Genomic DNA, 12,252 nt, shown 5'->3' with positions numbered 1-12,252 from the left:
ATCACGACAGGGAAAAGAGCCATGGCAACGGCACTCACAGCGAGAGGGTGGCAAGGCTGGAACGGCGTGCTCCTGCTGTGCTGCAGCTTGCTGGCAGGAGCGCCGGCGGCCGCCCGACCGCTGTTGCAGTCTGCTCCGGCCAGTGCGGTGTCGACAAAACAGCCGGCGGCGGCATCGACATCAGCGCCTTCCACCCAGGCGCCATCGACATCTGCCGCTACCGATGAGCCATTTAACTGGCGCGCCGCGCGCGGCGTGTTGTTCCGCATCCATTCGCCGCAGCCGGGTGCGGCGGACAGTCTGCTGTTCGGCACCATCCATATCGGTGCGCCCGCGGAACTCGGCCTTGATCCGCAGCGTGTGGGCGATGCGGTGCGCGGGCAACACACCTTGATTAACGAAGTGGATGGCAATACGCCGTGGCAGAAAAGCTACGACCGCTACCGCTTCCTGGCGCCGGAGCAGAGCTTGGCCAGGCTCATCGGCGGTGTCGAGTTCATCGAGCTCGGTACGTTGCTGCCCGAACACAGCGGCCGCCAGCTCGATCGATTCAAGCCATGGGTCGCTATGACATTGCTTGAAGAGGGGCAGGATGCACCGCTGCCGAATGCCGGCGACGCGCAACATCGGAGCATCGACGACATGGTGGAAGAAGTCGCGCACACGCACGGGCTGAAGCTGGTACATCTGGAAACGCTGGAGGACCAACTCGCCGCGCTCGACTGCATGCCGGCGGCCGACTATGCGGTGGTGCTGCAGCAGCGGCTGGCCGATCCGCAGGAACTGCGCGCCGAGACCGAGCGCTCGCTGGCGTTCTACCGCGCCGGCGATCTGCCCGGCTGGCTGGCCGATATCGACGCCATGCACGGGCTGGACGCGCAGGCGCAGGGCGCCGAACGGCGCGCGCAGAGATGCCTGCTCGAACAACGCAACGCACGCTGGATCGAGGAGCTGGAGCCGCTGCTGCGTGCAGGCGGCTGCTTCGTCGCGGTCGGCGCCATTCATCTCACCGGCAAGGATGGATTGCTCGTCGGGCTCGCCCGCCGCGGCTTCGCGGTAAGCGCGCAGACGTGGTGAGCCATCGTCGCATCGCACGGCAACACTGACACGGGATTCACGTCATGCAGGCAGTACGGCAAGTCCATTGGGCGCAAGGTGGTTTCCTCACGCCGCAGCATCTGCAGGCGCAGGACGCCTGGCAGCAGGCGTATGCGCTGCGCCTGCATCGGCAGTTTTCTCCGTATCACTGGGGCTACGAGGCACTCGTGCTGCGCGAGGATGCGCTGGCGACCGGCATGGCCACGCTGGAACGCTTCGTGCTGCTGACCCGGCAGGGCGAACTGATCAGCGGCGGCGTGGCGGCCACCGCCGAGGGCGGCGGCAACGCGCGGGTGCCCGAACGCAGCTTGCTTGAACTGAGCGTGCCCAACAACGAACCGATTTCCCTGTACCTGGTGCTCAAGCGCGAGCGCACGCTCGACGGTCTGGGTCGCAGCGAGGAACGCGGCAGCCGGCTGCCGGCGCGCCATCGGCTCGATGGCGAGTCGCGCGCCGATCCGTACGATCCGCAGGCACCGGCCGCCGAAGTGGATTTCCTGGGCTACCAGGCGCAGATCATCAGCAGCCTCGACGAGGGTGCCGACGCGCTGCTCGGTGCCTGCGAGTCGTACAAGTTTGCCGAGATCGTGCCGAACGGTCCGGGCCGTTTCAAATTGTCGCCCGACTACATCCCGCCGCTGGTGGCGTTGCAGGCTTCGGTCAACCTCAGCCGCTGGGCGCGCAGCCTGCGCGACCTGCTGGTTTCGCGTGGCGCGGACTTCTCCAGCGTGAAACGTCAGCGCGGCATTCGCGCCGCGTCGACCAGCGCGCAGGAAGTGATGCGCGTGGTGATGATGCAGACCTTCGCGCGCTACATCGCCGACCTGCAGGAAATCGTGCGCGGCGGTGTGGAGGGACCTTACCCGCTGTACTTGCGGCTGCGCGAGCTGGTGGCGGAGTTCTCGGTGTTCTCCGAGGAGATCAGCTTCGCCGGCGGCCTGCGCGAGAACCCGGCCGACACCGAGTTGCCGCCGTACGACCACGACAATCTGCGTGCGTGTTTCCGCATCGCGTTTCAGCGTGCGGAAACCCTGGTCAAGGCGCTCACCGTAGGCGCCGAGGTGGGCATTACGCTCACTTTCGACGGCAAGCTGTACAAAGCCGAGTTGCCGCCGAACCTGTTCGAGTCGGACAAGACGCGCTTCTATCTCGCGTTCGAATCCGAACTGCGCGGGCAGGATCTGTTTGGACGGCTGTCCCGCACCGGCAAGATCTGCGCGATCGAGGAAATGCCCCGTCTGCTGCAGGCCGCGTTGTTCGGTCTGAAGATCGACCTGCTGCCGGTGCCGCCGGAAGAGTTACCGCAGAAGACGCCCAATACCACCTACTTCCTCGTGGATACCAAACACCCGTTCTGGCAAGGCATCCGCAACGGGCGAAACATGGCGGTGTTCTGCGATCTGCCGCCGGAACAGACGGTGATCAAGCTGTATCCCGTGGGCGCGGAGGAGTGATGGCGATGGCGACGATACGAGCCGCGAGGAAGCCATGAGCAGGCTCCTGGAATTCTTCACCCCGCTGTTTTCCTACGGTCTGGCGATCGACGAGCAGATCGTGGATGGCGTGGCACAGGGCAGTGTGGACGAGGTCTACGTGCGCGCGCGAGCGCTGATCGAACAGGCCCGCAGCAGCGCGCTGGCCGCCGGCAAGCCGGCCGCGGCGGTGGAGTCGGCGGCGTTCGCGGTGGTTGCGTGGTTCGACGAGATCATCACGCGCAATCCGTCCTGGTGGAGTCAGGCCAGCCCGCTGCAGGTGTCGCTGTTCAACACCAACAACGCGGGCAACGAGTTCTTCGAGCATTTGTCCAACCTCAAGGGCGGCGATGAGGAGGTGCGCGAGGTGTACTACCACGCGTTGCTGCTCGGCTTCGTCGGGCAGTATTACTTCGAGACCGGCGATCACGGCGAGCTGGGCAAGATCAAGGAGCTGAACAGCCGCCAGTTGCCGGTAGCGCCGGCGCCGCTGCACACGCTGCGCGAGGAACAGATCACGCCGCAGCCTTACCAGATGAAGGACCCCTCCGGGCCGCGCTATCCCAAGCAGTGGGACGCGTTGCTGATGAAGGTTGGCGCGGTGGTCGCGTTGCTGATTCCGCTCGTGTACCTGGTGTGGTTCTTCCTTTCGCCCACGCACGTCACGGGGCCTACGGTGCAGCAACTGGTGGACCAGGAGATCGCCGGCTACAGCTGCGCCGATCTCACCGGCACCGTCGACAAGGACGGGGTGACTTCGGTGACCGGCTATGTATCCAAGCCGGTGGATCTGGAACGCCTGCGTGGCGATATCGGCGGTATCAAGGGCGTCAAGACGCCGAGCTATCAGGTGAAGGTGCTGATCTGGCCGCATTGCGAAGTGGTCAAGCTGCTCACGCCGTACCGGCAGCGCAACCTCGATCGGCACGATGGCCTGGCGGTGACACCGACCACCGGCCACACCGATCGTTTCGTCAAGGACGAGCAGGTGATCGTCAAGCTCGTCCAAGCCAATCACGACGGCTATCTCTATGTCGATTACTACACGGTCGAAGGCGAAGTGATCCACCTGTTTCCGAACACGCGCGAGCCGCACAGCGGGCAGGTCATTCCGGCCAGCCAGCAGATCGACGTAGGCCAGGCGGGCGTGCAAGGCGGCGGCTGGATCACCGTCGAAGCGCCGTTCGGGCAGGAGTTGATGACTGTGGTCGCTTCGCCGACGCCGCTGTACACCGGGCTGCGCCCGGACAGCGAACCGGCCAAGGATTACCTGCCGCTGCTCAAGCAGGCCGTCGAATTGAATCGGAGCAACGACAAGTTCGTGGCTGATTTCATGACCATCCAGACCGAACCGGCGCGCTGAGGACTATGACCATGAGCCTCACTCAGAAAACCTGGTTCCGACCTGCGCTGTTCGTGCTCGGCGGCATCGCGCTGCTGGCGCTGATCGTGTTCGTGATGCCGGCGCTGATTCCCGGCATTCCACCGCGATTCTGGCAACTGCTGGGCCTGTGCCTCGCCGCGCTGGCGGTGTTGTGGTGGTTCACCAAGGGCGCGCGCAAGTATTCGCGTGCCGGTCGCGCACGGCAGCGCATCGGCGATCTCGGCCCAGGCAATCCGGACGATGAGCGCGAGCCGCTGGCGAAGATGAGCGCGGCCATCCAGGAGGCCAAACGCACGATCCAGCGTTCGCCCGAGCTCGTTGATATCCGCGGCGCCGGCAGCCGCAACCCGCTGTATCGCGTACCGTGGATGCTGTTCCTCGGCGACGCCGATGCCAACGTGCACGGCTTGTTGCAGGCGGCGAGCACCATCTCGCCGTTTCCCGCGCCGGCCGGTGCAGACGGAGAGGCCATCTGGCGCTGGTGGTTCTTCAAGTCGCTGATCGCGATCGAGACCAGCCCATGCATCGTCTGCGATGCCTCGGCTCGCACCGAGCGCGGCCTGTGGTATCAGGCATTGATGCAACTGGCCAGCGAGCGCGACCAGCTGCCGCTCAATGGCATCGTCGCATGCATTGGCGCGCGCAGCCTGCTCGGCAACGCGGACGCGTTGAAGGACACCAGCATGCGGTTGCGCCGGCTGGTCGACGAAGCCATGGAACATTTGCAGGTGCAGTTGCCGGTGTACGTGATGGTGACCGGGCTGGAGACCTTGCCAGGCTATGCCGCGTTCCGCGCCGCCATCCCGGCCGAAGCGTTCGCCCAGGCGATGGGCTGGCGGCTGCCGGAAAACGAAGCGGTCAGCGCGGGTACCAGCGCCAAGTTCGACGGCTTGTTCGCGCCGGTGGCCGAGCGCCTGCACGCCTTGCGGCTCACCGCACTCGCCGCGCAGCACGAAGTGAAGGGCCGCCGCGGCGTGTTCGAGTTCGTGCAGTCGATCAGCCGGTTGCAAGATGGCCTGCGCGGATTCGTCAGCCTGCTGCTGGAAGACAATCCGTTCCAGCGCACGCCGCGTTGGCGCGGCCTGTACTTTGCCGGCGGGCCGGGACCGAACACACCGGCCGGCGCCTTCGTCGCCGATCTGTTCACCCGTTTCCTGCCGGCCGATCAGCCGCTCGCCACGCCCAGCTTCAAGGGCAGCGCGGGACGGATGGGTGTGACGGCACTCGGCGTGGCGGCATTGCTGGGATTTTCCGCCTATTTCACCTATGGCCTCAGCCAGGCGCGCACCGATGATGCGCAACTGCTGGCGCAGACCCGCGCTGCCTGCCAGGGCCGCGAAAATGCCGGTGCCAGCGGACGCATCGCATGGGTGGCCGGCTGCGGTCGCACCATCGAGCGACTGGAAGCCAGCGCGGACAAGAGTCAGCTCGGCTTCGGCCTGCGCCGCTCCGACCGCGACATCGAGCAGCTCAAGCAGGAGGTCGTCGCCGATTTCTCCAATCTGATCCTGGCGCCGTACGATCAGATGCTGGACAACGATGTCGCCAACGGGCGTGCCGGTATCGAGCACGTGCTGGCGGTGACCCAGCGCCTGCGCATCCTGCAGCATTGCCGCAGCAACAGCGCCAGCTGCATCGACAGCGAGGTGCTGCACAACGTGGTGTTCGACCCGCGCTCGCGGTTGTTCGCGCCGTTCTTCACGGCCGATGCCGATACCCGTCGCGACCGCGACAACGCCGACGCGCTGCTCACCACCTACCTGGGCTACCTGCGCTGGCAGAAGAGCGCCGTGCTGGACGACGAAGAGCACCGGCTGCAAGGCGAGTTGCAGCGTCTGCTCACCGCCTATACGCCGCGTTCGCAGGATCTGGAAGCCTGGGCCGATGCGCGCATGATCGGGCCGCGGCTGCAGGACTACTGGTTGCCCGCCGATCGTCTGGTCGGCGTGGACTCGGGCAGCTTGCCCACGGTGTCGGCCGCCTATACGGTCGACGCCTGGGAGGGCGTGGTGTCACCGATGACCGAGACCATCGGCGACACCATGGCGGAAAAAAAAAGTCTGGCCGATGGCTTTCGTAGCGCGTATTTCACCAGCTACTTCCATGCCTGGGCGCAGTTCCAGAGCCGCTTCTTCGAGGGCGTGAACCTGTGGAAAGGCCATGCCGACGAACTGGCGACGCGCGCCGGCGGCGACGACAATCCGTACCGCTTTTTTTTTGACAGCGTGCAGCGCAACCTGCTGAGCCTGCCGCTGCAGTTGCCGCTGTCGTTGCGCTGGCAACGTGCGTGGAGCCAGACCAAAGCGGCCGGATGGGGTGGCTGGAAACCCTTGGGCAGCTTCATCGGCCATACCGTCGGCGGCTGGTTCAGTAGCGCGGGGGTGGCGCCGCCGACGTGGTTGCTGGCCTTGCTGGATACCCGCCATGCCGTGCTCGACAAGCAGCAGGCATTGTTCGCCAACGGCTACCTGCGTCTGCAGGCGCAGGGCGGCGAACAGAACCTGTATCAGATCGTCGCCGACATCTATCGTGCCAAGGGCGCGCCAGCGCAGCCGCCGGCCAGCGAGTACGCCACGCTGCTGCAGTCGGTGGATCGGCCGGACGATAGCTATGCCGCGAAGTTCAAGGGCGACGACCTCGGTGCCTGGTCGGTGGTGCAGGGACCTTCGCACCTGTTGCTGTATCTCACCGTCCAGCGCGCCGCCGCCTACGTGCAGCAACGCTGGAACGACGGCGTGGCGACGCCGTTGAAGCAGCTGCCCGCCGATCAGCAGATGGCAGCGCTGTATGGCGCCCAGGGCAAGCTCAATGCTTTCGTCAACGACTGGCTGGCACCGTTTGTCAGCGAGAAGGAACATGCGCCGACCAAGGTGGGTGGCATCGCGCTGCCGCTGACGCCCGGCTTCCAGGCCATGATGACGGCGCAGAGCCAGGCCCAGCCCGCACTGAATGCCGACCAGCCGTTCATGGCCGGCAGCTTCAGCTTCACCGGGCCGAGCCAGCTGGGCAGCCTCGCCGAAGGCACGCTGGGCACGGTGCTGCAGATCGACTGCAAGGATCGCAGCTTCAGCGCCAACAGCAAGGCGCAGTCGCTGGCCGAGTCCAAGGTTGCGGTGTTCTGGTCGCCGGCCAACTGTCTGCAGGCCAGCTTGCGCATCAGCCTGGAACAAGCTGCGCCCAACGAAGTGGCGCTGGTGCCGGCCGCTTCGGCCAGCGCGGCGGGCGCAGTCGCGCCAGCGGCTGCGGATGCGCTGGTGCTCACCAAACTCTATGCGGGGCAGGACGGTTTCCTGCAGCTGCTGAAGGATTTCGGCGGTGGCTCGCACAGCTTCGCGCTCGCCGATTTCCGCGATTCCTATACGCCGCTGCAATGGGCCGACATCACCGGGCGGTTGCGTGCCGTCGGCTTCAATCAGGCGCGGGTATATCTCGCCGTCGAGCTGTCCGATGCGATGAAGCAATACCTCAGTGCACGCAATACGCCGGTGGCGATGCCCGCCACGATCATCGAATAACGGTTAGGAGAAGCATCATGAGTATCGAACTGGCCGAACTGCTTGCGCCGATCTCGCCCGATCGCCCCTGCGGCGAGGACGTGAGCTTCAACGATGTCTACGACCGCGTGCGCGATGCGCGCCGCGCCGACGACCCCAACCTGCGCCAGGGCGAATGGCAGACCGAGCTGAAGGTCGCCGACTGGCGCCTGGTGATCCGCCTGTCCACCGAAGTGCTGACCAAGCAGAGCAAGGATCTGCAGATGGCCGTGTGGCTGGGCGAGGCGCTGATCGCCACCGACGGCGTCCGTGGCGCCACGCAGTCGGTCGATCTGCTGTACGGCCTGCTCGACACGATGTGGGACGGCTTGTATCCCGAACTCGACGGCGACGATGCCGAGGAGCGCGCGGCCAAGCTGGCCTGGTACAACATCTACGCCAGCGATGCGCTGCGCCGCGTGCCGCTGTCCGGCGGCGCGAAGCCGATGACCTTGCTGGACTGGCAGGACTCGCGCGAGGTCGACAACCTGGCACGGCAGAATCAGGAGTCCCATCGGGCCGCGCTCGACGAGGGCCGGCTCACCGGCGAGGCGTTCGACAAGGCGATGATGGAAAACCCGAACGACGCCGTGCAGCGCCTGCTGGAGGAATCCGACGGGGCGCTGGCCGCCTTCGACAGCTTCAAGCGCATCGTCGATACCCGGCTCGGTCGCGCTGCACCGTCGCTGGCCGCGGTGGAAGACGCGTTGAAACGGATCCGCCAGGTGATCGGCAAGACCGCACAGGCCAAAGGCATCGGCGGCGCCGCTGCCGGCAACGCTTCGGATGATCCCGGCTCGATCGCCGGCGCGGCCTCTTCGTCATCGTCGCCCGTTGGCGGCGGCACGCTGGACCTGTCCAGCAACAGCGCCGCCAGCAAGGAAGCCGCGCTGCGTGCGATCAGCGACATCGCCGCGTTCTTCCGTCGCACCGAGCCGCACAACCCGGTCGCCTTCATGCTGGAGAAAGCGGTGGTATGGGCGAACACACCGCTCGATGCATGGCTCAGCGAAGTCGTCCGCGACAGCTCCGTGCTCGCCTCGATCCGCGATCGGGTGGGGATTCCGGGCGAGTGACCCACTACTCCCTCTCCTTGCGGAGAGAGTGTTGGGGTGAGGGGGCGGGTGCTCGCCTCGATCTCCCATTGTGAGGCGGTCAGTCAGGGCCAGTCTTGCGGCGTGCCGTCGGGGTTGCACCATGGCGATTCCCGCGAGCACCCGCCCCTCACCTCGATCCTCTCCCCAAGGGGAGAGGAGGAAAAGGCCACGGGTCCGGGCAGTCGACCCGGAGCGGTACACCACCCCAAAGTCATAGGCCGCCAACTGGCCGTACGGCTAATTCTTTCGCGCCGGACAGATTCCTAGACTTCTCCGCTATCGCCGCTGCGCATCCGCGCAACGGGCTTCGCCCAACTGCCGGGGAAACGTCATGGCCAAGAAAGAAAGCACGCAGCACAAGCTCGATCGCGTCCGCGCACCGCGTGTGCAGCTCACCTATGACGTCGAGGTGGGCGATGCGATCGAAAAGAAGGAACTGCCTTTCGTGGCGGGAGTCATCGGAGACTTCAGCGGCCAGCCGGCCGAGCCGCTGGCGAAGATGAAGGAGCGCAAGTTCGTCAATGTCGACAAGGACAACTTCGACGACGTGCTCAAAGGCATGAAACCGCGCGTGCAGATGCAGGTGGACAACAAGCTCAAGGGCGACGGCTCGAAGGTGGGCGTGGAGCTCAACTTCCGCAGCCTGGATGACTTCAGCCCCGAGAACGTGGTCAAGCAGGTCGATCCGCTGCGCAAGCTGCTGGAGGCGCGTCAGAAACTCGCCGACCTGCGCAACAAGATGGCCGGCAACGACAAGTTCGAGGAATTGCTCAACGAGGTGTTGCAGAACACCGACCAGATCACCCGCTTGACCAAGGAAGTGGGTTCGGGCGGCAAGTCCGGCGACTCCGAGTAAACCGCGAACAGATCGCGGGCACCGCCTATCAACCATCGGACACGCAACGTTAGGGGCAAGACATGGCCAGCACACAGCAAGAAGCCGCGAAGGGCACCGTCGTCGCCGAACAGGGAGGCAGCCTGCTCGACAGCATCCTCAACCAGAGCCGCATCGCGCGCACCGACAGCGAGCGTGACCGCACCCGCGACCTGATCGCCGAACTGGTGAATCAGGTGACCGACGGCCAGATCAGCATTTCCAGCGATGCGATCGCCTCGCTCGATGCACGCATCGCCGACATCGACAAGCTGCTCTCCGACCAGCTCTCGGCAGTGATGCACGCGCCGGAATTCCAGAAGCTGGAAGGATCCTGGCGCGGCCTGAAGTATCTGGTCGAAAACACCGAGACCAGCACAACGCTGAAGGTGAAGGTGCTCAACTGCACCAAGAAGGAACTGATCAAGGATTTCAAGAACGCCTCGGACTTCGACCAGTCCACGCTGTTCAAGAAGATCTACGAAGAGGAATACGGCACCTTCGGCGGCGCGCCGTTCGCCACCATGATCGGCGACTACGAGTTCAGCCGGCAGCCGGAGGACATGTATCTGCTGGAGGAAATGTCGCATGTGGCCGCCTCGGCGCATGCACCGTTCCTGTCGGCCGCCTCGCCGGAGATGTTCGGTTTCGAGAGCTTCACCGATCTGGCCGGTCCGCGTGACCTGGCCAAGGTGTTCGACACTGTCGAATATGCCAAGTGGAAGTCCTTCCGCGCGTCGGAGGATGCGCGCTACGTCGGCCTGGCGATGCCGCATGTACTGGGCCGCCTGCCGTACGGGCCGGAGACCACGCCGGTGGAGGCTTTCAATTTCGTCGAAGACGTTTCCGGCAAGGATCACAACCGCTATCTGTGGACCAATGCCGCCTACTCGCTGGGCACCAAACTCACCGACGCGTTCGCCAAGTACGGCTGGACCGCGGCGATCCGCGGCGTCGAGGGCGGTGGCCTGGTCGAAGGGCTGCCGACCCACACCTTCGCCACCGACGATGGCGAGGTCGCGCTGAAGTGTCCGACCGAGATCGCGATCACCGACCGCCGCGAAAAGGAGCTGGCGGATCTGGGCATGATCCCGCTGGTGCATTGCAAGGGCACCGACTACGCGGCGTTCTTCTCGACCCAGTCGGCGCAGAAGGCGAAGGAATACAACACCGATGCAGCCAACGCGAACGCGCGCCTCGCCGCCCAGCTGCAATACATTTTCGCGGTCAGCCGCATCGCGCATTACCTGAAGTCGATGATGCGCGACAAGATCGGCAGTTTTGCCTCGCGCTCCAGCGTCGAGCGTTTCCTCAACACCTGGATCACCCAGTACGTGTTGCTGGACGACAACGCCTCGCAGGAGATGAAAGCGCAGTACCCGCTGCGCGAGGCGTCCATTGAAGTTGTGGATGTGCCCGGCAAACCCGGGGCCTACAAGGCGGTGGCCTTCCTGCGGCCGCATTACCAGCTGGACGAACTGAGCGTCTCGCTGCGTCTGGTGGCCGAGCTTCCGAAGTCGGCGCGTTGAGAATCTATTGAGGATTGATCCATGTCACAGAGCGACTTCTTCCTGAAAATCGACGGCATCGAGGGCGAGTCCACCGATGACAAGCACAAGGGCGAACTGGAGATCCAGTCGTGGTCGTGGGGAGCGACCAACCAGGGCACCTTTGGCGCAGGTGGCGGCGGTGGCGCGGGCAAGGCCGACTTCAGCGATATCACGATCAGCAAGTACGCCGACAAGTCGACGCCGAAGCTGCTCAAGGCGGTGGCCACCGGCCAGCACATCAAGAACATGGTCCTGGTCTGCCGCAAGGCCGGCGGCCAGCAGCAGGAGTATCTCAAGCTGACGCTGGAGGACGTGCTGATCTCCAGCTATCACTCCAGCGCGGCCGGTGGCAGCAGCCCGGTTCCGAACGAGTCGATCGGCCTCAACTACGCCAAGATCACCTACGAATACAAGCCGCAGAAGTCCGACGGTTCGCTGGAAGGCTCGATCACCATTGCCTACGACCGCCACACCAACAAGGCGACCTGAGCGGGTCGTTCCAGACCATCGCATGACATCGGCGTGGCCTGCCTCCCGGCATGTCACGCCGACGCATGATGCCGACAAGGTGGAGCAGGTCGATGCCAATCGAAGTGCCGGAGTTGAACATCAGGACATCGTCGAGCAACGATTTTTTTCTGAAGCTGGATGGCATCCAGGGCGAATCCAACGACGAGGATCACGCCGCGGAAATCGAGATCGACGGCTGGTCGTTCGGGGTCAATGATTACGACCCGCGGGAGACGCGCGATGCGCAGGCGGTTTCGGGCATTCGCAACGACATGCCGATTTTCCGCAGCGCGGACGCTAAGGCGGAGGCGCGCACAGGCGTCGCCGCGGCGGGCGCCGTGCGGGTCGGCGACCTGCATCTGAGCAAGCATGTCGACGCAGCCTCGGCACCCTTGCTGAAGGCGTCGACGACGCGCCAGAAAATCGCCAAGGCCATTCTCACCTGCCGCAAGGCATCCGGTGCGGAAGGGCTGGAGTACCTGCAGATCCAGTTGCAGGACGTGGTGGTGTCGAGCTGGCAGGTGGCGGCGTCGCCGGAACAGATCATCCCGGCCGAACGGCTGGTGCTCAGCTATGGGCGGATCGAGTTCACTTATCAGCCGCAAGGCGTCAAGGGCACCGCCGAGGGGAAGAAGCATGCCGGCTGGGATCGCAAGCTCAACGCGTCGATGTGAATGGGTCATTGCTCGTCATCCCAGCTTTCGCTGGGATGACGAGCCAATCATGGATTTTTG

Annotated in this window: 9 protein-coding genes; all 9 read left to right on the top strand. The window is 64.8% G+C overall.

Annotated elements, in window-relative coordinates:
* Window positions 1–21: 21 nt before the first annotated feature.
* The 9 genes from BUA26_RS04670 (at window position 22) to BUA26_RS04630 (ending at window position 12,192) form a co-directional block, all read left to right on the top strand.
* Window positions 22–1,077: a TraB/GumN family protein gene (locus tag BUA26_RS04670; RefSeq protein WP_178368532.1), complete on the top strand. Its 1,056-nt coding sequence runs from the start codon at window positions 22–24 to the stop codon at window positions 1,075–1,077.
* Window positions 1,078–1,121: 44 nt separating this feature from the next.
* Window positions 1,122–2,552, top strand: coding sequence for a type VI secretion system baseplate subunit TssK (gene tssK / locus BUA26_RS04665; RefSeq protein ID WP_072758304.1), 1,431 nt, complete (start codon window positions 1,122–1,124; stop codon window positions 2,550–2,552).
* A 34-nt stretch (window positions 2,553–2,586) separates the two neighbouring features.
* Window positions 2,587–3,933 carry a DotU family type IV/VI secretion system protein gene (locus tag BUA26_RS04660; RefSeq protein ID WP_072758303.1) on the top strand — a complete coding sequence of 449 codons (1,347 nt, stop codon included), beginning with the start codon at window positions 2,587–2,589 and terminating at the stop codon, window positions 3,931–3,933.
* Window positions 3,934–3,944: 11 nt separating this feature from the next.
* On the top strand, window positions 3,945–7,469 hold the full coding sequence (locus tag BUA26_RS04655) for a type VI secretion protein IcmF/TssM N-terminal domain-containing protein (RefSeq protein ID WP_178368531.1): 3,525 nt from the start codon (window positions 3,945–3,947) through the stop codon (window positions 7,467–7,469).
* A 17-nt stretch (window positions 7,470–7,486) separates the two neighbouring features.
* Window positions 7,487–8,563 carry a type VI secretion system protein TssA gene (gene tssA, locus BUA26_RS04650; RefSeq protein ID WP_072758299.1) on the top strand — a complete coding sequence of 359 codons (1,077 nt, stop codon included), beginning with the start codon at window positions 7,487–7,489 and terminating at the stop codon, window positions 8,561–8,563.
* A gap of 352 nt (window positions 8,564–8,915) precedes the next feature.
* Window positions 8,916–9,440 carry a type VI secretion system contractile sheath small subunit gene (gene tssB, locus BUA26_RS04645; protein ID WP_072758297.1) on the top strand — a complete coding sequence of 175 codons (525 nt, stop codon included), beginning with the start codon at window positions 8,916–8,918 and terminating at the stop codon, window positions 9,438–9,440.
* A 62-nt stretch (window positions 9,441–9,502) separates the two neighbouring features.
* Entirely contained in the window at window positions 9,503–10,987 is a 1,485-nt protein-coding gene (gene tssC, locus BUA26_RS04640; RefSeq protein WP_072758295.1) for a type VI secretion system contractile sheath large subunit, read from the top strand.
* A gap of 21 nt (window positions 10,988–11,008) precedes the next feature.
* Window positions 11,009–11,497 (top strand): Hcp family type VI secretion system effector, encoded by a 489-nt coding sequence (locus BUA26_RS04635; protein ID WP_072758293.1) that lies wholly within the window; start codon window positions 11,009–11,011, stop codon window positions 11,495–11,497.
* Window positions 11,498–11,589: 92 nt separating this feature from the next.
* Window positions 11,590–12,192: an Hcp family type VI secretion system effector gene (locus tag BUA26_RS04630; RefSeq protein ID WP_072758291.1), complete on the top strand. Its 603-nt coding sequence runs from the start codon at window positions 11,590–11,592 to the stop codon at window positions 12,190–12,192.
* Window positions 12,193–12,252: the final 60 nt, after the last annotated feature.

The organism is Rhodanobacter sp. OK091 (genome assembly GCF_900142825.1).
In the GTDB taxonomy this organism is placed as follows: Bacteria; Pseudomonadota; Gammaproteobacteria; order Xanthomonadales; family Rhodanobacteraceae; genus Rhodanobacter.
This window is presented reverse-complemented; position numbering and strand designations above follow the sequence as displayed.

Excerpts from the sequence above, each read along its gene's own strand:
- BUA26_RS04670 (WP_178368532.1), top strand. The coding sequence starts at position 22 with ATGGCAACGGCACTCACAGCGAGAGGGTGGCAAGGCTGGAACGGCGTG.
- tssK (WP_072758304.1), top strand. The coding sequence starts at position 1,122 with ATGCAGGCAGTACGGCAAGTCCATTGGGCGCAAGGTGGTTTCCTCACG.
- BUA26_RS04660 (WP_072758303.1), top strand. The coding sequence starts at position 2,587 with ATGAGCAGGCTCCTGGAATTCTTCACCCCGCTGTTTTCCTACGGTCTG.
- BUA26_RS04655 (WP_178368531.1), top strand. The coding sequence starts at position 3,945 with ATGAGCCTCACTCAGAAAACCTGGTTCCGACCTGCGCTGTTCGTGCTC.
- tssA (WP_072758299.1), top strand. The coding sequence starts at position 7,487 with ATGAGTATCGAACTGGCCGAACTGCTTGCGCCGATCTCGCCCGATCGC.
- tssB (WP_072758297.1), top strand. The coding sequence starts at position 8,916 with ATGGCCAAGAAAGAAAGCACGCAGCACAAGCTCGATCGCGTCCGCGCA.
- tssC (WP_072758295.1), top strand. The coding sequence starts at position 9,503 with ATGGCCAGCACACAGCAAGAAGCCGCGAAGGGCACCGTCGTCGCCGAA.
- BUA26_RS04635 (WP_072758293.1), top strand. The coding sequence starts at position 11,009 with ATGTCACAGAGCGACTTCTTCCTGAAAATCGACGGCATCGAGGGCGAG.
- BUA26_RS04630 (WP_072758291.1), top strand. The coding sequence starts at position 11,590 with ATGCCAATCGAAGTGCCGGAGTTGAACATCAGGACATCGTCGAGCAAC.